The sequence below is a fragment of the Sporomusa termitida genome, assembly GCF_007641255.1.
GTDB classification, from domain to species: Bacteria; Bacillota; Negativicutes; order Sporomusales; family Sporomusaceae; genus Sporomusa; species Sporomusa termitida.
Genome location: NZ_CP036259.1, coordinates 5,121,542 through 5,142,816, shown reverse-complemented (window position 1 = coordinate 5,142,816; position 21,275 = coordinate 5,121,542). Strand labels below are relative to the sequence as shown.

Sequence of the window (21,275 nt, the reverse complement as noted above, 5' to 3'; positions counted from 1 at the left end):
TAACAGTCTGGCCCATAAAATCTGTTAGAATAAAAATGAGATTAATAACGAGGTGAACCACTATGTCGGCTAAAATTTTATTAGTCTCAGCATCAATGGGCTCCGGTCATACCCAGGCAGCCCGGGCTATTCAGACGGCTCTGGAGAGTCAGCATCAGCAGCCGGCGGTCTCACAGCTGGTTGATTTCATGGCTGGTCAGAATTCGTACCTGAATACGCTGGTAAAAGATGCCTATCTCAAAATGATTGATATGTTTCCCGATATGTATGACCTATTATACCGGTTATCGCAGATGCCGCTGCCAGGCAGTAAGGTGCAGAGCCTGCTGGCTATAGCCATGAAGCGCAGTATGCTGACCTTGATTAATACCCATCGGCCGGATGCTATTATCTGCACTCATCCTTTTCCCTGTGGCGCCGCTGCCTATCTGAAACGCACCCGGCGAATCAACGTGCCGCTGATTGGTGTCATTACTGATTTTGCCATTCATCGGCTCTGGTGCTATAACGAAACTGACCTATATTTTGTTGCGACCCCTGAACTCAAACACCAGCTGGCAGTACAAGGCATTGCTCCTAACCGCATTTACGCCACAGGCATTCCGGTCGGACCCAAATTTTGCCGCCGGCCTGAACCCTTTGAGCAAGCGGCAATTCGCCGTGAACTCGGGTTTGCCAACAATGACCCGGTTGTCCTGATGATGGGCGGCGGCCTGGGAATGGGCGATCTGGAGCAGGCGGTCCATACTATTGACACTTTGCCGCTGCCACTCAATTTAATCGTTGTCGCCGGCCGCAATGCCACACTGCGGCGAAATCTCACAGCCAAAGCCGAGGCCCTTATCCATCCGGTCAAAGTACTTGGCTATACCCGGCATATACCGGAGTTAATGTCAGCCGCCAATTTACTTATCACCAAGCCAGGCGCACTCACAATCAGCGAAGCACTCTCTGTACAGCTGCCCATGCTCCTTTATCAGGCGATACCCGGCCAGGAAGAGGAAAATGCGGCCTACCTGGCCAGAAAAGGGGCCGCACTGTGGATTGAAAACACGCACACGCTGGCAAGTAGTGTCTATGAATTGATAACTACGCCTGAGCGATTAAACTATATGCGGGAGATGGCCTCCATGCTTGGCCGTCCGGCCGCGGCGAAAGCGATTGCAACCACAGTCTGGCAAAAACTCTCTCCCGCAGAAGCGGCTGTATCGCGCTAACAAACCGGGTGGTCTGGCCTGAAATAGGAGGAGATGACTATGAAATCAGTGTCATTACCCGCACTACAGGCAGACCTGGCAGGAGCCAACCTGCTGCTGGCTGCTGCCAGTCCTTTGCAAAGCTTATTTGACCGCCCCAGTATAACCCATGAATTCCTCAACAAACAAGCGATTATCATTTTGAATAACGATGGTTTTACCCATTGTGCCTGTTTCCTGCAGCGGTTCCTTACCGAACTCAATGCCGGTGTACAGTGGGCTGATAAAGGCTGGAAAAATGTCAGCCATTACTATGAACCACTGACAGGTAAGGGGTTATGGCAATTTGCCACCGCTCTTGATAGTTTCTCGGTTTACTTTAAAGCTGCCTTACACAGCGCCAGACAGCATGATTTTGCTAAAACCGCGTTCTTGCTGGGGGCGGCTGCGCATTTGCTGCAGGACTTGTGTGTCCCCCATCACGCCCGGGCCAGACTCTTCTCCGGCCATAAAGAATATGAGAGCTGGGTCAGACTGAATCATGCCGCGTTCGCAGTAGAAAACCAGGGCTTATACCCTGCCAACAAAGACCCCTACAGTTTGCTGGTCAGTAATGCCTTAGCCGCTGCCGATTACCTCGAATGGTTAACGGAAGAGAACCAGCCCCGTTTTCATACAGTAACCGCCTGCCTCTTACCCCGCGCCCAGCGGACAACAGCTGGCTTGTTTGAACGCTTTTACACCCTGTCCGGTATTAACCATGACTCAAGGGGACGGTTCGTAACCACTGAAAAAGTCAATATTAAAACCGATTTCCTACAATATATTGAGAATGAAATTATATTGGACAACTATATATAGTATGTATTCGAGGACGAGTGGCACTTTTTCAGCAGTTTCGGACGGTTCTCTTGAGTCATTTTTTCTCTGATTAAAAACATTAAAAAACCTCTGCCGGACAAGGTCCTTGCCTGTCCTAAGGCGAATACCTATAAAATTATTCTTATTGGGACATTACATACTGTAAAGGAGGTGCTTTGCCTGTGTCAAACACGGAAGCGGAACTTAAATTACGCCTGGCTGACCCTGCCTGCATTGAGCGTTTGCTAACATCCCCGTTGTTAACAGAACTGTCTGTTCAGCCCGCCTCTGCCCAGCGCCTTGAAACCACTTATTACGACACAGCTGATCAGCGTTTACTAAAATCACGCCTGTCCTACCGGCTGCGCCTGGCTGATAGGCAGTGGATCGCGACCGTCAAGGCAGACGGTACCAGTGATGGCGGACTGCACCAGCGTAAAGAGTATAACATTCCGACAGACAGCCCGCTCCCCAGCATTGAACCATTTCTGACTACAGATATTGGCGGGCGCCTGGCCGAAGCCGCCGGTTCCAGCCGGTTAGAACCCATATTCAGCACTAACTTTGAACGCTACCTGCTGGATATTATTACGCCAAACGGCAGCAGCATCGAACTGGCACTTGACAATGGCAATATTTGCGCCGGCGCTAAGCAGCAACAGATTTTAGAGCTTGAGCTTGAACTAAAAGCAGGCCACACCCGGGATTTAGTTTGGCTGGGAGCTGCTTTGGCCGCAGAGTTTGCACTACTGCCGGAGCAAAAGAGCAAACTGTACCGAGCAACCCTATTGGCCGGGTTGGCTGATGCTCGGGCTGATGATACCCCACAGCCCTCCCCCCTGAAAAAAAAGAGTGCTGCCCTGCCAGCCTGTAAGGTTCTTTGCCAAATTATTGTTTTCGCGATTCACCAGGCAATCGCAGGTCAGCAAAGCTACATCAGCTGTCCCGACAATCCTGAGACCCTGCATGACTTCCGGATAGCTCTGCGCAAACTGCAAGCACTACTCCATTTCGCCAAACCGCTATTGGATATAGAGGAATATTTGTTTTGGCAGGATAAACTGAGTATCTGGGGCAATAAACTGGGGGATATGCGCGATCTGGATGTATTTAGTGCCGCCTGGGAGGAAATGGCTGATTACATGGCGGAAATGCTCCCGCAAACTGCAAGCAAATCAGGTTTGGCAGCATTAATTGACACCAAACACGATAATGCAAGAGACAGCCTCCATCGGGCTGTCATTAGCGGCCAGCTGACACCTGCTCTGTTAGGATTATGGGCTTTTATAGAAACCTGGGCCGATAAAAATGCGGCAACTGCCTCGCCAATATTTAAAGATTTTTTATTAACTCGCTTAACTCACTGGTTACAACAGTTTCTGGTCCTCGGTGATGAACTTGACCTTACCGATCTGCCGGCCGTCCAGAAGCTCCGGACTGCCGGCAAACGTCTTAGGTATACGCTGGATTCCTTGTCTCCCGTTCTGCCTGAAAATACCCGCTTGCTCAGCAAACGCCTGGAAAAACTTCAGGATTTATTAGGCAATGTTCAGGATGTTGCCTACACACCACCACTCCTGCATGAGCTTGTAAAGGCCTCAGCCAGCCGGCTGACCCATCGTGAAGCCGGTCTTATCACTGGCTGGCAGTTAGCCAGATCAGCCGCCGCCATCAATAGTTGGCATAAAGTCTGGAACAAGGTAAAAAAAACAGCCTTAAAACAAAAAAAACTAAAACTTAACGATGATGCTGCTCCCCCAAAAAGAAGTCCTGAGATTTAGCTCTCAGGACTTCTTTCTAATGGCCGCCCCCGGCCATCTTACGTTGTATATATTTGCTGGGTAAGGTAAACATCAGATTAAATATCAGAATGGTAATAAGTAACAGGGCACCGGTGCCGTCAGCAACAGCTACCCGGTCAGGCACAAGGCCGACAGCCATCACATACCACATATGAACAGCCAGAGTTTCCCCGGCAGCCATTACATTAAAATCAGGTATTGTCCGGGATACAGTAGTGCCGGCGGTAAATATCAAAATCGCAGTTTCACCTAAAGCACGACCGGCAGTCAGTGTAATGCCTGTAATGATACCTGGCAGCGCATTAGGCAGCACTACCCGCCAGATGGTCTGCCATTTAGTGGCTCCCAGCGCCAGGCTGGCCTCCCGGTAATAGGCAGGAACTGTACGGACCGATTCCTCAGTGACCCGCACCAGCACCGGCAGGTTCAGCAGCAACAAGGTAAGGGCCCCGCCGATGATGCTGAATCCCATACCAAACATATTGACAAAGATAATCATACCGAATAACCCCAGTACGATCGACGGCACCGTTGCCAGACTCTCGGTGCTTAACCGGATCATATCTGTCAACCGGTCATTGCCGGCATACTCGGCCAAATAAATCCCCGCCCCCACAGCCACAGGAATAGAAAAGACCATTGACAACCCCAGAATATAGAAAGAATTAAAAAACTGCGCCCCAACCCCGCCGCCGGCGTTAATATCGCTCGACATACCGGTAATAAAGCTCCAGCTTAAAACAGGCAGCCCTCTATATAGCATATAGCCCAGAAACACCACCAGTATCGCCAAAATGATTATTCCTGCCAGCCACATAACCGCTGTGGCTATTTTATCCTTATTCCGCGCCAGCATCAGACCATCCTCCTTGCCGCAATCTGCCTAATAACCAGGATCATGACCAGCGATAACAGTACCAGCACCAGTGCCATCAGGAACAAAGAATTGCCCCAGGCTGAGCCAAACGGGGTATTCCCCATCTCAACAACAATCTCACTGGGCAGGGTTGAGGTTGGCATAAACAGGGACGTGACCATTTGCGGCGTATTGCCAATGACCATTTGCACGGCCATCGTCTCACCGATGGCTCTGGCCATTGCCAGAATAATGGCGGTAAGAATACCAGGCAGGGCAGACGGCAGCAAAACCTTGGCAATGGTCTGCCAGCGGGTCGCCCCCAGCGCCAGCGAAGCCTCTTCCAGGGTTTTAGGCACAGCCCGGATAGCATCCTCAGAGATACTGATAATTGTCGGTAAAATCATAATGGCCAGGATTATGGAAGCTGCAAACAAACCAAAACCAGTACTCACATTAAAAAACTCACGGATAAACGGCACCAGTACGGTCAACCCCACATAACCATAGACAACGGACGGAATAGCAACATACAGATCGGTCGCCGGCCGCATAATCTCCCGCAGCCACGCCGGTGCAATCTTGGCCATGAAGATAGCCCCGGCCAGGCCAAGCGGCGCCCCGAACAGTACCGCCAAGACGGTGACATACAGCGAGCCCAGGATAAAGCTTAAGGCCCCGTAACGATCTTCTGTGGGATCCCATTTAGGCGATAAGAAAAACTCGAGCGGGCTCACTTCCTTAAAGGTCATTAGTCCCTGCTGCCCGACAAATACAATGATGGATAAAATAATAATTGTCATTAGTGAAGCGCTGGCAATAAACAAATAGCGCACATACCTGTCATACGCCAGTTTGCGCCGATGTTCCCGTTCGGCAGCGGTGGTTGGCATACAGTCACATCCTGTCTAAAAAATAATTCTTTTTAATTATACGGTATTGGGGCAGCCGATTTTGTTAATCTCATGTTAAATTTATGTTAAATTTATATAACCGCGGCCTACAGCTCAACCGATATTATTGACTCCTGCCAACTGCAGGCAGCAAGGGAGCCGTGACACATACCCTGCCCAAGAGGTTGCCGGCCATATCATTCGACCTGAAAGAATCGGCGGCAGCAGATGTGCTTCTCCCTTACTTATCCTTTGTATTATTGGCATAAATCTTTGCTTTTAGCAAGTAGAAGAGCTTTATCGGCATACTACCAGCAAAGTCAGGAAATAATCAGTACCCGCGTACTTCCCAGCCGCTGCCCGGATGTGTGCGCAGGGACGAACGGCTACGCCCGGCAGCTGGCATGGGAAGGGGGGCCTTTTCTGATAATGCAAAAAGCTCTGAACCGGTGTTTCCGGTCAGAGCTTTTTTATTAATTACTGTTTCATTTTGTTAATAGGCACAAAGCCGTTTTTCTCAGCATACGCTTCCTGGAACTCGTTGCTTGTCGCGTAATCAATGAAGGCTTTCACCGCGCCGGCCGGTTCGCCTTTAGTGTACATACGGCCATAGGTAAATACCGGATATTGACCGTTTACTACCTCATTGATGCTATATTTAACACCGTTATAGGCGAGAGTCTTGACTGACTGATCGGCATAGGCGGCATCAACATAGCCGATAGCACCCGGTGTACTGCCGATAGCGGCTCTAACAGCACCGTTAGAATCCTGGATAACGGCATTATCAGTAAAAGCGGCGCCCTTGAGCACAATCTCGGCGATAGCCCCCCGGGAACCGGATGACTTGGCGCGATGGATGATGGTAATCTTTTGATTCTTGCCGCCCACATCTTGCCAGTTGGTTACTTTACCTGTAAATATATCCACATATTGCTGCTGGGTCAGGTTATCAACAGCCACATCAGTATTTACAATGAATACAAAGGGAATGCCTACAAGTTTTGTTTCGACAAGGCCTTTATCTTTCAGGCTGTCCTGCAGTGGTACGTCAGAGTTGCCAATATTGACTGAGCCTGCAGCCACCTGATTTTGTCCGGTAAAAGAGCCGCCACCGGCAATATTTACGGTAACTTTAGCATTTTTCTTCTGAAACTCTTCTTGGGCCGGTTTCAAGAACGGCAAGAGTGCGGTTGACCCAGATGCAGTAACAGTACCGGCTAGCTCAGCTTGTGCTGCCGGCGCTTCTTGGGCCGCTTTTTGTTGACCGCCACAGCCAGCTACTACGCTAACGCCCAGCAGCATCGCCAGGGCACCTGCTAACATTTTTCCGGAAAATTTCATTGTTAATTTGACCTCCTCAAAGTTTGTACACAACTTATTTTTATTGTAGAGCATTTACCCGCCTGTTGTGTTAAGAGAATGTTAAAGGAATGTTAAGAAAATACAGGTAGCGGTAACCCATAATTTAAGTTATTATTTGTAATAGTAATACTGCCAACAAATTAGTTCCCGGGAGGGATGATCCACATGTTTGCCCGCAGCCTCCGCAACCGGCTGGTTGTATCATTTTTAGCGCTCATTATCTTTACATTAGCAGTCCTTGGCAGCTATATCCTCTGGTTTTTCTACCAGCATAATATTGCCAGCCTCAATACCGCAATGCTTAACCAGGGAAAAATTATTGAGGAACTCATCTACCGGGACATGGCCGGTCCCATCCAAAAAGATCAGATTGATGAAAAGATCAAAGAGCTCAGCTCCCGTATTGATTTACGGGTAACGGTCATCGATACCGCCGGCGCTGTTATTGCCGACTCCCAGCAGAGTCCGGCCCAGATGGAAAACCACACTAACCGCCCGGAAATAGTCGAGGCGCTGGCCGGTAATAACGGCTATGCCATCCGCACCAGCACAACCCAGGACAAGTCACTGTTATACGTTTCCACGCCGATTTTTTTTCAGAATGAGATCACCGGCGTAGTCCGGGTGGCTATGCCGCTTGATCATGTAGACGCCGGTTATAGAAAAATTTTATCGGCGCTGCTGGCAGCCAGTCTGCTGACATCCCTTGTGGCAATCGCGTTCAGCCTGGCTCTCGCCAATAAATATACCCGCCCGCTTGACAATATTATACATACCGCCAACGATATCGCCACAGGGCAGTTACATAAGCGGGTATTCATCAAAACAGGGGATGAGCTGGAGATCCTCGCCCATTCTATCAATAATTTAACCTCCAGCCTGGAGGATAAAGTCAATGATGCCCTGGCCGAGCACCGTAAGCTGCAGCTTATTCTGCAAAACATGGGTGATGCCGTCATTCTGCTTGACCGTTTTGGCAAAGTCACCACCGCTAATAATATGGCGCTGACAATCTTCGGCATAACCAGCCAGATGCTGGGGCAGCACAATATTCAGGTAATCGGCAACAGTCTTTTAGACCAGGCGGTACAAGAGACTATCCGCCAAAAAGAGAGTAAAAGCATTGACCTTAAAACCAATATTCATGGAAAAAAGCGGGTTTTCCAGGTATTCCTGGCCCCTTTTACCGGTAATGAAAAAGATATTACCGGTGTTCTGGCTGTATTTCATGATATAACCACACTACAGGAAATGCATGACAGACAGGCTGATTTTGTAACAAATGCCTCCCATGAACTAGCTACGCCCCTGACGGCAATCAAGGGTTTTGCCGAGACGCTGCTGGATGGCGCGCTTACTCAGCCGGAGCTTAACGAAAAGTTTGTCCGCATCATTTACGATGAGGCTGACCGTATGCACAGACTGGTACTGGATCTGCTCAGGCTGGCCCGGCTCAGCGCCCAGGAATACCGCGAGCAGGTCAGGCTGGATGCCGTGCTGGTAGGTCCCGTAGTAGAAGCCGCCAAACAAGATTTAACACCGCGCTGGCAGCAGAAAAATCACACCCTGATTATAACAGGCACTACAGAGCCTCTGACCGCCCTCGCTCATCCGGACTGGCTCAAACAGGTTATTGTAAATTTACTGGAAAACAGTATCAAGTATACCCCCGCCGGCGGTAAGATACTCTTAACCTGCTGGCAGGAAGATAATGAGATAAAAATTAAAGTCAAAGATTCCGGTATCGGTATCCCGGCTAAAGACCTGCCGCTGATCTTTGACCGCTTTTACCGGGTTGACCGGGCCCGGGCCCGCACTGCCGGCGGTACCGGCCTGGGCCTGGCCATTGCCAAGTTTATTGTGGAAATGCTAGGGGGCCGGATTGAGGCAGCAAGCCTGGTTGATGTCGGCACGACGTTCACAATAACACTGCCTGCTTATGAAGCCGTCAGTAACACCTAAAAAAGCCTGCGTCGTCTTGCTTAACATCAAGGATACGCATACTTGCTAAGCATGTAAGAAACCTGCTCCGGAGCCGGCTGGAGCAGGTTTTTTTATTTAAACAGTTATTTTTTTCTCCGTCTTTGCCCTGTCACCAGATAAATTGTCCATTCCGCAATATTAGTGGCATGATCGGCAATCCGCTCCAGGTAACGGGCAACAAAGATAAGCTGAGTGGCCTGCGTAATGGTTTTGGGATCTTCCATCATATAGGTCAGCAATTCCCGGAACACCTGATAGTAAAGATCATCTACCTCATCATCATTGAGGCATACCTGCTCGGCCAGCGGGATATCCAGAGTCGTATAGGCATCCAGTGCGTCTTTAAGCATCTTTTGCGCCATTTGCGCCATACGGGGAATATCCACCAGGGGTTTAATCAACGGCTGGTTAGCCAGACCTAAAGTGATTTTGGCAATATCATAAGCATGGTCTCCCATTCGCTCTAAATCAGTAGTTATCTTAAGGCCGGTGCCAATAATCCGGAGATCGCGAGCCATTGGCTGCTGCCTGGCGATTAGAACCATGCATTTATCCTCAATGCCAACTTCCATTTGGTCAATCTCATCATCGAACGCCATAACCTTGCGGGCCAACTCTATGTCCCCCCGGGCCAGTGAAACCACGGCATCATCAATGGCGCTGCCGACGGCGGTCCCCATGTCTAGCAGGCTCTGCCGCAGCTGTTCTAATTCCTGATCATAGTTATGCCTTACTGTCATCTTCTGCTTCCTCCTTTATCCGAAGCGCCCGGTAATATAGTCCTCGGTCCGTTTATCTTGCGGACGGGTAAAAATCGTATCCGTCTTATCCTGTTCCACCAGATCACCACTTAGGAAAAACCCGGTATAGTCGGAAACCCGGGCTGCCTGCTGCATATTGTGAGTAACCATAACAATCGTATAGCTGGCTTTAAGCTTTGTTACCAATTCCTCAATCTTCATTGTCGATATCGGGTCAAGGGCTGAACAGGGTTCATCCATCAACAGTACTTCCGGCTCTACTGCCAGCAGCCTGGCAATACACAGCCGCTGCTGCTGACCGCCTGAAAGCCCCATCGCCGATGAATGCAGCCGGTCTTTAACTTCATCCCACAGGGCCGAACCGGTAAGACTTTTTTCAACAATTTCATCAAGCACAGCCTTTTTGGCCTGCCCATGGATGCGCGGACCATAGGCAATATTATCATAAACCGACATGGGGAAGGGATTGGGCCGCTGAAAAACCATACCAATCCGCTTTCTTAACATTACTGTATCAATATTAGGATGATATATATTCTCGCCGTCAAGCAAGACTTCACCCTCAATTTTCACACTATCAATTAAATCGTTCATGCGATTTAGCGTCTTTAAAAAGGTCGATTTTCCGCAGCCGGATGGTCCGATTAAGGCCAGTACGCTATTTTCTATGATTTCAATAGAGATTTTTTTCAGGGCCAGGACATCTCCATAATATAACCCGAGTTTGTTTACTTGAACTTTAACATTCATAAGTTAGTCTATGCCTCCTGTAGTTTCTCATATGCAATATATCATAAAATCAGCAGTGTGAATGTTAACATCTTGTTAAGATTTTAGATTCCGGTACCAAAAGAGAGAAAATCAAGGCTTATCCAAGGCCCTGGCAAAAACGGCAGCCTCTGTTCTCTTATCCCCCAAACACCTATATTTTAACACAAATAAAAAAATTGCCTCACTAACATTTGCAACAACCGGAAATTCCTCGTAGTCATCACACTGTCAGCAAGGCAATTTGTATTTTTTATTCTAAATCGCGAAACCGATAGCCAACACCGCGCACGGTTTCAATTGCTTCGGCAATATCATTGTCCTGCGACAATTTTACCCGTAAGTGACGTACATGCACATCAACGGTTCTGGTATCGCCAAAATATTCGTAACCCCATACTTTCTCAAGCAGCTGTTCGCGGGTAAATACCTTGCCGGTATTTGTAGCAAATAATTTAAGCATTTCATACTCTTTAGGCGTCAGTTCCAGTTTGAATGAGCCGATATACGCTTCATAGCGGCTAAAATTCAGGGTCAACTTACCGACAGACAGTATTCCGCTCACCGAACTGTCTTTCTGACTGCGCCTGAGCACGGCCTTGATCCTGGCCAACAGCTCCCGTGAGCTAAACGGCTTGGTCAGATAATCATCGGCCCCAAGTTCAAGGCCGATTACTTTATCTATTTCTTCATTTTTGGCAGTCAGCATAATAATCGGGATGGCCGACGTTTCCCGGGCATTTTTTATTAACCGGCATACTTCAAGGCCGTCAATACCAGGTAACATCAGATCAAGGACGATAAGATCGGGCCGGTTACCTTTGGTCATATCCACCGCGGCCTGGCCGTCGTCGGCCTCAAGAACCTTATAGCCGGCTTTCTCTAAATTAAATTTTATGAGTTCGCGAATATTTAGTTCATCATCTACAACCAAAATTTTGCCTGCCATAAAATTCTCCCCTTATTCATCCTTAGAGCAAACGCAGCCGCCAGTATCCTTTCTCCGCCTACCGGAACGCAGAGATCCTATTAAACAAAAACCAGGTTTATAACCTGGTTTGGTGGTAGCATGTCCACTGTAAAATTAGACGTTTACGGTATCTTTCAATCCTTTGCCGGCTTTAAATACCGGATTCTTTGAAGCTGGGATAGTAATTTCATTGCCGGTTTGAGGATTACGCCCTTTGCGCTCTTCCCTGGTTTTTACTTCAAAAGTACCGAAGCCAATTATTTGTACTTTATCATCGTTGGCTAAAGCTTCTTCAATCGAGGCAAATACTGCGTTGATAGCCTTCTCGGCATCTTTTTGAGTCATATCAGCCTTTTGAGCCACTGCTTTTACAAGGTCAGTTTTATTCACAATCTTGCTCCCCCTAACATAAATCGATTACGATTAGCTTTATTCGCTACGCAACTTTTTATTCCTGCTGCCACAAAAAAATTTGGTAAAAAAACTCATGACTTGGCTTCTTTAACCTTGGCTTCATCCCATAAAGCATCAAGATCAGCTAAATCCATGTCTGCCCAGGCTAGTTGCCGTTCTTGGAGACAAGCCTCAACATAGCCAAATCGCCGCCTAAATTTACTGTTGGTACGGTTAAGGGCCGTTTCGGGATCAATGCCCATAAATCGCGCCAAATTTACCACCGTGAATAATACATCACCCAGTTCATCCTCGCGGTTTTGCTCGCCTGCCGCTGTCGGTAGGCGGGCTGCTTCCCTGAGCTCAGCAAGTTCTTCGGCAATCTTGTCCCACACCGGGCCAATCTCGGGCCAGTCAAAGCCCACTTTAGCAGCTTTAGCCTGTAGCTTATATGCAGTCATTAAGCTTGGCAGCCCCACTGGAATACCATCTAGTACACCTGTCCGCTCACCTGCCTTTTCCCGTTTTTTAATTTGCTCCCAGTTGACAACAACTTCTGCCGCATCACGCACAGTGATCGACCCAAATACATGAGGATGACGGCGTACCATTTTTTCGGTGACATGATCAATGACATCCTGCATGGTAAACCCGCCACTCTCTTCGGCGACGCGGGCATGAAAAACAATTTGGAGCAGCAAATCCCCCAGCTCTTCACATAATTTGGCACCATCAGCCAGTTCTATGGCTTCAAGCACCTCGTACACCTCTTCCACAAGGTAACGGCGTAAACTAAGATGGGTCTGTTCAATATCCCAGACGCAGCCGCCGGGCGATCTGAGACGCGCCATCACGTCAACAACCGGATCCAGAGAAAATACCTTGCTCCGCGCGGGCCGGGGCGGCACATATACACTGGTAAGATGATCAATCTCCGGCAAGCGGTCCAGCTCAAACAGCATAGTCCTGTGAATTTTCTCATCAGGCAGGCCGAGATTATGTACCACTGTGACCTGATATTCATCGCCATAATAGTCCATGAGCGCCAATTTGGTATCTGACGCCACCTGACGGCTATATACCTGGGTAACAATGAGACCAGTAACCAGATCAGGCGGCAAGGCAGCCAATTCAGCGGCATCAACAATGGTAAGACCGGTAATGGGATCAACCCCCAGCCGCGTGTACAGCACTTCCAGAAAACTCATTGCCGGCACAATAGCAAACTCTATGCCTGCCGCTTTCGCCTGCTCAGTAATAAGCTCCACAGTTTTCTCGGCTACCAGCGGGCTGCCGGGTACAGCGTAAATGAGGTTCTCTCCTTGCGCCGCCCGGCCGACAACTTCAGTGGCTATCGCCTGATAGAGACCGGAAAAACTATCCGCTTGCTCATACAAATGATCAAAACTGGTAAATACAACGCCCCGCTTTTTTAGGATATCCACGCAGGGATGTTTGGCCGTGCGTAAAAGGAGAGCATCGGTACCATTCAGCAATTCCCAGGTTTCCAGTGTTAGATGTTTAAAACTTCCGGGGCCAAGCCCAATAATAGTAATTCCCATTTTATCGCCTCAACAGTCGCAATGTAGTCAAAATAGCAGCAATTTTTCCACCGATGCGGGGAATTTGTTCAATATCACGGGCCTCAACCCCACCCACGAGCAGCAGAACTATGCCAAATACGGTCACCCCGGCAGCGATGGAGCCTATAGTAGCCAGTGTATTATGAAGCATTTGGCTCATAATAGCATCATAGGACAGGAGTACGACAACACCCATTACCCCGGATGCGAGCACGGCTTTAAAGGTATCCTTAATGTCCAGGCTGAAACCGACATACCTGTATACGAAAAACATATTTAACAGTGCAGCCACACCAAAATCGGCTACAGTAGCCCATGCAGCCCCCATAATTCCGAGAGAGGGAACTGCTGTCAAAACCCAGCTCATAACAATCTTGACAACAGCGGAAACTGCCATGTTAATTACCGGAATAGCAGTGTAGCCAAGGCCCTGCAAAACGCCGGTTGTCACCTGGTGTATACCCAGGAGAAAAATTCCTACCGACAATATGGCGATAGGGACACCGGCATTAGGTGTGCCATACAACATCAGTGAGATAGGGGTAGCCAGGAGTGTCATACCTACAAAACTGGGGATTGTAATCAGGTTGGAAATGCGCATTGCTGTCGCCGTCCGCTGGTAAATCCGCTGTTTGTTGCCAAGTGTGTATGCTTCCGATATCGCCGGTACCAGGCTGGCGGCCAGCGACGCCGTCAGGATTGTCGCCAGATTAACAAGCGGCACAGCCATACCGGTGAGATAACCGAACATTTCCGTGGCCTGCTCGACGCTATAGCCGGCTACTTCCAGCCGGGCCGGCACAATCAGGAGATCAATGTTAGATACTACCGGCAACATGATGTTGGCAAGCGACACCGGCAGCGCCAGTTTGACAATCCGGCCGATTATGCTCAGACTGGACTCCTGCTTGATCTGCGGCTGGTTTTCCATCTGCTGCTTAAAGCCCGGCTTATGCCGCCAATAAAAGTACAGCAGCACCAAAAGTCCGGCCGCAGCCCCGGGACCGGCGCCGAAACTGGCGCCGGCGGCAGCAAATTCGAGACCGCGCGGCAACAGGATATAGGCAAAGGCAATCATGGTTACAACCCGTATCAGCTGCTCAAATATTTGGGAAACAGCCGTTGGCGTCATCATCTGCAGTCCCTGAAAATAGCCGCGATAACTCGATAATACAGTAACGAAGAAGATCGCCGGTGCTAACGCGGCAATAGCATAATACGCGCGGTGATCGCGGACAAAGTTATGCTCAATCAGCCAACCGGCACCATAATATAAGAGAAACGTAAAAAACAGCCCGGTGGCAGCCAATACCCCCAAAGAAATGCGAAATACATGATTAGCCCCCCGGTAATCGCTGCGGGCAATTTTTTCGGCCACAATAATTGAGATGGCTACTGGAATACCAGCTGAAGAAACGCTGAGTGCCAATAAATAAATTGGATAAGCCATCTGATAAAGGCCTACCCCTTCGCCACCAAGGAGGCGGGATAACAAAATCCGGTTGACTGATCCGATAATTTTTACAACGATACCGGCCACCGTCAGAATAAATGCCCCTTTTAAAAATGTATCTTTACTCAAACGAGTCATTCCTCTCCAAAATTTGGCCTGGTTTAGCCACTTTTACTATTATAACAAAATCTTACCAGCAATAAAACACACTATATGCATAGCGATAATTTAATTTGCCTATAATTGCAGTTGTATCAGTTTCAAAAAACGATTTGGTGCTGCTGTTTGCCTTTGCTATAACTATTGTAAAAGTAATATAAAAGTAGCGAACTTAACAGTAATTGTTAGTGTCCGCTACTTGCCATTTACTCTGCTGTGTACGATGTTATTGAGACATTTGTTTTGCCAGGAACCCTGCTGCTGTTTCGGCTAGTTTGACCTCCATATCAGCCATTTGAGCGCCAGGCTCTTTGGAACAGATAATAACGGCACCGATTGCATCGCCTTCGACGATAATAGGGGCAATAACTTCAACAGTAAATTTGCAGGTCTCATCATCATCCTCGCATTGAGAGACGCAACCTTTGCAGTGCTTGTATTCCCCTGGATTGCTGATCAGAGCGGTTTTACGCTCTTCCATCACTTTTTCAACAGCCGGGCCAAGCGGTTTGCTCAGGAACTCTTTTTTTGAGGCACCAGCCACCGCTACTACATTGTCGCGGTCAGCGATCAGAACAATATGTCCTATAGCTTCAAACAATGAGTCTGCATATTCTTTAGCAAAGTCCCCTAGTTCACCTACCGGAGAGTATTTCTTGAGTATTACTTCACCCTCACGATCTACATATATCTCCAGCGGATCCCCTTCACGGATTCTGAGAGTTCGTCTGATTTCTTTCGGTATTACAACTCGCCCTAAATCATCAATTCTACGTACAATTCCGGTTGCTTTCACCAGTATCCCCCTTTCTACAGCTTTAACCAAGCTTAGCTAGATTAACCTACTAACGTTGTCGATGTCAAATTTTGAATCGCGAATACATCAGGTATTACTGTTAGCAATAGCCTAATCATTCATTGATAGTAGTATATATCCAGCAAGTGTGTTTTATTCATTTTTCTGGTTTAAGCTGCAAAGGTTTCAGTTAACATTTTTCTGTACCTGTCAATACCTGAAACAGCTTGGTTAATGCATCTATGAGCGGCAGCGAGAGCCGTGATGTCGTCAGCCGCATCGTCTCCGGCGGCCCGGGAAGAAAGGCAAGTTTACCGGGAAAAAGATTTTTAGCATTCATTAAACCACCGTCAGCAACATGCGGCGTTTCACTGAAAATAATTTCTATCCGGCTCTCCCGCTCAGAAATGGAGCGCACGCCAATACGGCGGGCCAGATTTTTGATGCGGGCCACCCCCAGAAGGTTGATTACAGGTAATGGCGGTTCACCGAACCGGTCAACCAGTTCATCAATCAGTTCTGCTAAATGCTCTTCCTGGCGCACAGCTGCAATCCGCTGGTATATCTCAATCTTATGCATGGCATCGCTAATATAGTCGCCTGTAAGATAGGCATCAATGTTGAGTTCAATGGTCGGTTCCGGAATTGGTAAAACCGGATTTCCGGTCTTTAATTCCGCAACCGCTTCGTCCAGCAGGCGACAGTACATTTCAAACCCGACACTGACTATATGGCCGTGCTGTTCCCGGCCTAAAAGATTGCCGGCGCCTCTGATTTCAAGGTCACGCATGGCAATTTTAAAACCGGAGCCCAGTTCAGCAAATTCTTTGATGGCCTGCAGCCTCTTTTCCGCCACCTCGGTAAGCACTTTGTCGCGCCTGTAAGTAAAATAGGCATAAGCCATACGATGAGAACGGCCAACCCGTCCGCGCATCTGATATAACTGCGACAGGCCAAAGTGATCGGCATCATAGACAATAATCGTATTGGCATTAGGCACATCCAGTCCGTTTTCAATAATACTCGTACAAATAAGCACTTCATCCCGGTTCTCATAAAAATCCAGCATTACCTGTTCCAACAGTTCTTCAGGCATCTGGCCGTGGCCTGTTTTTATCGTAGCGTCCGGCAAAATTTCGGTTAGACGCTGGCGTACCTTATCGATAGTCTGTACCCGGTTGTAAACAAAATACACCTGGCCGCCGCGCTTCAGCTCACGCACAATGGCCTCACGGATAATTTCCTCATTATATTCCACAACATAGCTTTGCACCGGGAACCGGTCCTCCGGCGGCGTCTCAATAATACTCATGTCGCGTGCGCCCACCAGTGACATATGCAGCGTACGCGGGATCGGCGTGGCACTTAGGGTAAGTACGTCAAGATTGGCCCGCAGTCTTTTCATTTTCTCTTTTTGGGCCACACCAAACCGCTGTTCTTCATCAACAATCAGCAGCCCCAGGTCTTTAAATTCCACATCGGCCTGAAGAATACGATGAGTGCCGATAAGCACATCTACCTGGCCAAGTGCCAGCTTCTGCAGAGTTGCCTTTTGTTCCCGGGCGCTGCGAAACCGGCTGACAACATCAACAACCGGGCCAAAACCGGCAAACCGCGCCCTAAAGGTTTGATAGTGCTGCTGCGCCAGAACCGTCGTCGGCACCAGGACCGCCACTTGCTTGCCCCCCATGACGGCTTTAAAAGCGGCACGAATCGCCACCTCCGTTTTCCCAAAGCCCACATCACCACACAGCAGCCGGTCCATGGGACGTGGTTGTTCCATATCATGAGTAACCTCAGTAATAGCCTGCAGTTGATCCGGGGTTTCCTCATAGGCAAAAGCATCTTCAAATTCCCGCTGCCAGGGGGTGTCAGGACCAAAAGCGTGACCGACCTGCAGTTGACGCTGGGCATAAAGTTCGATCAGCTCTTTAGCCATATCGGCCACAGCCGCTTTCGCCCTGGTCTTTACTTTCAGCCAGTCGCTGCCCCCCATTTTGCTTAAACGGGGCACTTCCCCCTCAGACCCAATATATTTTTGTAAAAGGCCTACCTGATCTGTTGGCACATACAGCTTATCGTCACCGGCATAGCGGATATGGAGATAATCTTTATGAACACCGCCGACCTCCAGGGTTTCAACGCCAACATATTTGCCGATACCATGATTAACATGAACAACATAATCGCCAAGATTAATATCCCGGAAGTAGGTAATCTGCTGGTCTTTACCAACCCGCGGGCGCCGTTTCTTCTTCTGACGGCCAAAAATATCCAACTCGGTCAAAACAACCAGCCTGGCCTGAGGCAATTCAAAGCCGCCTGACAAAGCACCTGCCGATACAACAACAGCGCCCGGAATCAGCGGCATGTGCCCCTCCTGGGCCATGACCGCTGTAATCCCTTCTTCGGCCAGATGCTGCTGAATATTGGCTGCCTTGTCACGGTTGGGCATAAATAAAATAATATTTTGTTTTTTATCCTGCCAGTTTTTAATTTCGGCAATCAGCATATCCATCTGGCGATGGAACGGCGCGATGCCTTTGGCCGCAATACTGATAATAGAGGCAGGCTGCGTGCCGGGTATTTTTTGCAGCAGCAAGGATAAATAAATGACCGTATACGCCTGGCAGGCAGCGGTTAGCTCAGTCCAGCTAAAAACCCGGCGTTTTATATCCGGGTTTTCTTTGACAATTTTAGTCATCTGTTCCCTGATCCGTGCCGGTTCATCAAGCACAAGACAGGAATCGGCAGGAAGATAAGACACAAATACCGCCGGCTTGCCACTGTGCTCAGGCTCAGTCAGAGGCATAATATCGGCTAATCCCATATCTGTCACCGAGCGCTGGCTGGCCGGATCAAACTCACGCAGTGAATCAACCCCATCGCCAAACAACTCTAACCGGAGCGGCAGGCTCCGGTTAACAGCAAAAATATCAATAATACCACCGCGGATACTAAATTGACCGGCACTATCCACCTGGTCAACCCGCTCATAGCCAAATTCGACCAGAGCACTAATAAGATTCTCGCGGCTTATCGTTCCGCCGCTCTGGATCGTAATCCGACTGTTTAGAAATTCTTGCTTCGGCAAAACCCGCTGCATCGCAGCTTCAGCAGTTGCCAAAACAATAATTTTCTCCCCCCGTACCATCCGGCTCAAAACGTCCATGCGCCGGGAAGCCAGTTCAACGCTCTTAGCGGCGGCCGCAAAAGTAATCATATCAATCGCCGGCAATTCCACGACCGGCACCTGCGGCAGCAGGGCCGCAAAATCAGTGCGCAGCATTTCAACGGCTTCGTGACTGGCGGCAATGATAATGGTCGGCCGGGGCGATGCCTGAAATGCAGCCGCCATAAGTACGCTTTTTTGCGCGCCAGTCACGCCATAAATGACGCTCTGATTACCGATTGCCCCGAAAGCGGCTTGCGCGGCCATAAGCTGCTTATCCTCATGGAAAGCAGCAAACAGCGTTAATATTGTTTTCTCTCCCATATATACCTCTCAATAAGTCACAGGTAGTACCAAAAGGGCTTTAGCTTAGGCTAAAGCCCTGTATTATATGCGCTTAAAAATTTTCAGTGAATATAGCTTTTGTTAATGGCAGGCATCCCCAGTGCAACATTATCATCCATTCCCATTGAAGTTATGCAGAAATCGCATAGTGACTTAACATGGACAGTATTTTGTTCCACATCAGTTTTAATTATATCTTGACGCTCCTGAGCAGTCAAGCAGTCAAAGCCAAACTTAACCTCATCGATTTGGTCTACTTCTAATGTATCGATATGTTCACCGCAATATTCACAAGTATAGAAAATTTTCATGGCTATCCCTCTTTCATCTGTTTTTGTCTGCTTTATTGGCCAGGATTCTGACAACAAATACGTTGTAAGTCACATGGGCCGTGGAGGCTACAGCCAGTCCGAGCCACACACTGCCGGTCTTACTCAGGACACCGGCAGTCACGGCACCAAAGAAACTATGCCCCATAATACTCAGGAGCGGGGCTGTGAGATGCCTGCCCTCATCCTGGATCCAGTCGTAGATAGCTTCAATTACCCCAAAAAGCGCGTGTACCGGTATAATGGCGGCTCCCAGATAATAAGCAAACAGTGTTTTTGCCGCTTCTTCAGCAACCGGTCCCAGGCTGATGACAGTTACCGGACCGATATACCGCACAAACAGCCTGTTTACGAGAAAACTCAGACCGGCCATTAGGGCGGCAATTACATATTCCATAACTCATCCTCACAAATCCGGCAATTGAATGTATAATTATTATTCCCCGAATAAATAGGCCTGTATACCGTACCTGCCTTTACGGTATTTTTTGCTGGCAAACAATAAAATACAGGAAAAAAACCCCTATATGGCGAAATTAAGTATAATACCTGACTATAAAATTGGAGGGATCGCTTTGAAAAAACACTGGAACCGATTAATCCGGCTAGCCGTTGTTGGGTTAGCCGTTATCTGGTGCCTGCCGACCATTACACTGGCAGCACCGAAGCAACCTACGCCGCCGCCGGCACCTGTTAAAATAACAGTGCTGGCGACAGCCGGACTCTACGGTCATATCATTGACTGGGATTATACTGTGCCCAAGACGGCTGATTTTGGCCTTGTTAAAATTGCCAGCCTGGTAAAAAAAGAACGCCAGGCTAATTCCCACACCCTCTTAGTCGATGGCGGCAATATGCTCACAGGTACGCCCCTGACCAGCCTGTTCGCCTCTGAGCCTTCCAAACTTCCTAATCCGATGATAGCCGCCTATAATTATCTTGGCTATGACGCAGTTGTGCTCGGTGAAGGCGAATTTGCCTATGGTTCTGATTTCCTGTCTCAGGCGCTCGCTACCGCCAGATTTCCGGTTTTGTCCGCTAATGTCCATCGCCCCGGTCAGCGTTTGCCCACCGTTAAGCCCTATACAATTAAAGAATTTGAGGTAGGCAAAGAAAAAAAGAAGGAAAAAATCCGGATTGGTATTATTGGCTTAACAACAGCCGACACTACCACCAATCCGGAAAACTATGCCGGAATTACCTTTGACGATCAAACAGCCGCACTTAACGCTACGGTTAAAAAGCTGCAAAATAAAGTAGATGCGGTCATCGTTGTCAAAAACAATGGCCTGGAAATTAGCGGCACCGCTGTGGCAGCTCCTGGTAAATATGGCAGCAGCTTAAGCCGGATAGAACTCACTTTCGAAAAAACGGGGAAGAAGTGGCAGCTTCAACACACAGAAACCTCCACCCTTTATTCTGTCATTGCCCCGGCTGATAAATCGATGGCAGACTTTGCCTGGCCTTATCACGATGCTACGCTGCAACACCAGAACAAACGCCCGTAATTTCCACTGCGGTTAGTGGCTGGCTTATGCCAAGTCCTTTAAGACGCCGGCAGAAGCAGCCTGTGCCCTTTAGGGCAAAGAT

18 protein-coding genes are annotated in these 21,275 nt (G+C 48.7%); 5 read left to right on the top strand and 13 right to left on the bottom strand.

Features of this window, described 5'->3' with window-relative positions:
* Positions 1-62 precede the first annotated feature (62 nt).
* From SPTER_RS23680 to SPTER_RS23670, 3 genes are all read left to right on the top strand, one after another.
* On the top strand, positions 63-1,217 hold the full coding sequence (locus SPTER_RS23680) for an MGDG synthase family glycosyltransferase (RefSeq protein WP_144352637.1): 1,155 nt from the start codon (positions 63-65) through the stop codon (positions 1,215-1,217).
* A gap of 39 nt (positions 1,218-1,256) precedes the next feature.
* Complete coding sequence (locus SPTER_RS23675; protein ID WP_170233386.1) at positions 1,257-2,057, top strand: zinc dependent phospholipase C family protein; 801 nt, start codon at positions 1,257-1,259, stop codon at positions 2,055-2,057.
* Between the two features lie 182 nt (positions 2,058-2,239).
* Positions 2,240-3,838, top strand: a complete 1,599-nt coding sequence (locus tag SPTER_RS23670) for a CYTH and CHAD domain-containing protein (RefSeq protein ID WP_144352635.1) — start codon at positions 2,240-2,242, stop codon at positions 3,836-3,838.
* Between the two features lie 16 nt (positions 3,839-3,854).
* Here the strand turns inward: SPTER_RS23670 and pstA are convergent, their stop codons facing one another.
* The 3 genes from pstA to SPTER_RS23655 form a co-directional block, all read right to left on the bottom strand.
* Entirely contained in the window at positions 3,855-4,715 is an 861-nt protein-coding gene (pstA, locus tag SPTER_RS23665) for a phosphate ABC transporter permease PstA (RefSeq protein WP_144352634.1), read from the bottom strand.
* On the bottom strand, positions 4,715-5,608 hold the full coding sequence (pstC, locus tag SPTER_RS23660; RefSeq protein ID WP_144352633.1) for a phosphate ABC transporter permease subunit PstC: 894 nt from the start codon (positions 5,606-5,608) through the stop codon (positions 4,715-4,717). Before pstC ends, pstA begins: the two co-directional genes overlap by 1 nt.
* 477 nt (positions 5,609-6,085) lie before the next feature.
* Positions 6,086-6,952: a phosphate ABC transporter substrate-binding protein gene (locus SPTER_RS23655; RefSeq protein ID WP_144352632.1), complete on the bottom strand. Its 867-nt coding sequence runs from the start codon at positions 6,950-6,952 to the stop codon at positions 6,086-6,088.
* Between the two features lie 177 nt (positions 6,953-7,129).
* On the opposite strand from SPTER_RS23655, the gene SPTER_RS23650 reads away from it, so the two are divergent.
* Positions 7,130-8,935, top strand: a complete 1,806-nt coding sequence (locus tag SPTER_RS23650) for an ATP-binding protein (RefSeq protein WP_246105417.1) — start codon at positions 7,130-7,132, stop codon at positions 8,933-8,935.
* 104 nt (positions 8,936-9,039) lie between these two features.
* Here the strand turns inward: SPTER_RS23650 and phoU are convergent, their stop codons facing one another.
* From phoU to SPTER_RS23600, 10 genes are all read right to left on the bottom strand, one after another.
* On the bottom strand, positions 9,040-9,696 hold the full coding sequence (phoU, locus tag SPTER_RS23645) for a phosphate signaling complex protein PhoU (protein ID WP_144352631.1): 657 nt from the start codon (positions 9,694-9,696) through the stop codon (positions 9,040-9,042).
* A 15-nt stretch (positions 9,697-9,711) separates the two neighbouring features.
* Positions 9,712-10,467: a phosphate ABC transporter ATP-binding protein PstB gene (pstB, locus tag SPTER_RS23640; protein WP_144352630.1), complete on the bottom strand. Its 756-nt coding sequence runs from the start codon at positions 10,465-10,467 to the stop codon at positions 9,712-9,714.
* 271 nt (positions 10,468-10,738) lie between these two features.
* Positions 10,739-11,434, bottom strand: a complete 696-nt coding sequence (locus SPTER_RS23635; protein ID WP_144352629.1) for a response regulator — start codon at positions 11,432-11,434, stop codon at positions 10,739-10,741.
* A gap of 135 nt (positions 11,435-11,569) precedes the next feature.
* Positions 11,570-11,845: an HU family DNA-binding protein gene (locus SPTER_RS23630; RefSeq protein WP_144352628.1), complete on the bottom strand. Its 276-nt coding sequence runs from the start codon at positions 11,843-11,845 to the stop codon at positions 11,570-11,572.
* A 95-nt stretch (positions 11,846-11,940) separates the two neighbouring features.
* A complete protein-coding gene (gene yabN, locus SPTER_RS23625) occupies positions 11,941-13,410 on the bottom strand; it encodes a bifunctional methyltransferase/pyrophosphohydrolase YabN (RefSeq protein ID WP_144352627.1) in 1,470 nt (489 codons plus the stop codon).
* A gap of 1 nt (position 13,411) precedes the next feature.
* On the bottom strand, positions 13,412-15,013 hold the full coding sequence (locus tag SPTER_RS23620; protein WP_144352626.1) for a putative polysaccharide biosynthesis protein: 1,602 nt from the start codon (positions 15,011-15,013) through the stop codon (positions 13,412-13,414).
* A 256-nt stretch (positions 15,014-15,269) separates the two neighbouring features.
* Positions 15,270-15,839 (bottom strand): stage V sporulation protein T, encoded by a 570-nt coding sequence (gene spoVT, locus SPTER_RS23615; protein ID WP_144352625.1) that lies wholly within the window; start codon positions 15,837-15,839, stop codon positions 15,270-15,272.
* 190 nt (positions 15,840-16,029) lie between these two features.
* Entirely contained in the window at positions 16,030-19,320 is a 3,291-nt protein-coding gene (mfd, locus tag SPTER_RS23610) for a transcription-repair coupling factor (RefSeq protein WP_425474377.1), read from the bottom strand.
* Between the two features lie 98 nt (positions 19,321-19,418).
* Positions 19,419-19,667 carry an anti-sigma-F factor Fin gene (locus tag SPTER_RS23605; RefSeq protein ID WP_144352624.1) on the bottom strand — a complete coding sequence of 83 codons (249 nt, stop codon included), beginning with the start codon at positions 19,665-19,667 and terminating at the stop codon, positions 19,419-19,421.
* A 13-nt stretch (positions 19,668-19,680) separates the two neighbouring features.
* On the bottom strand, positions 19,681-20,082 hold the full coding sequence (locus SPTER_RS23600; RefSeq protein WP_144352623.1) for a hypothetical protein: 402 nt from the start codon (positions 20,080-20,082) through the stop codon (positions 19,681-19,683).
* 178 nt (positions 20,083-20,260) lie between these two features.
* Between SPTER_RS23600 and SPTER_RS23595 the strand changes: the two genes are divergently transcribed.
* Positions 20,261-21,193: a bifunctional metallophosphatase/5'-nucleotidase gene (locus tag SPTER_RS23595; RefSeq protein ID WP_144352622.1), complete on the top strand. Its 933-nt coding sequence runs from the start codon at positions 20,261-20,263 to the stop codon at positions 21,191-21,193.
* Positions 21,194-21,275: the final 82 nt, after the last annotated feature.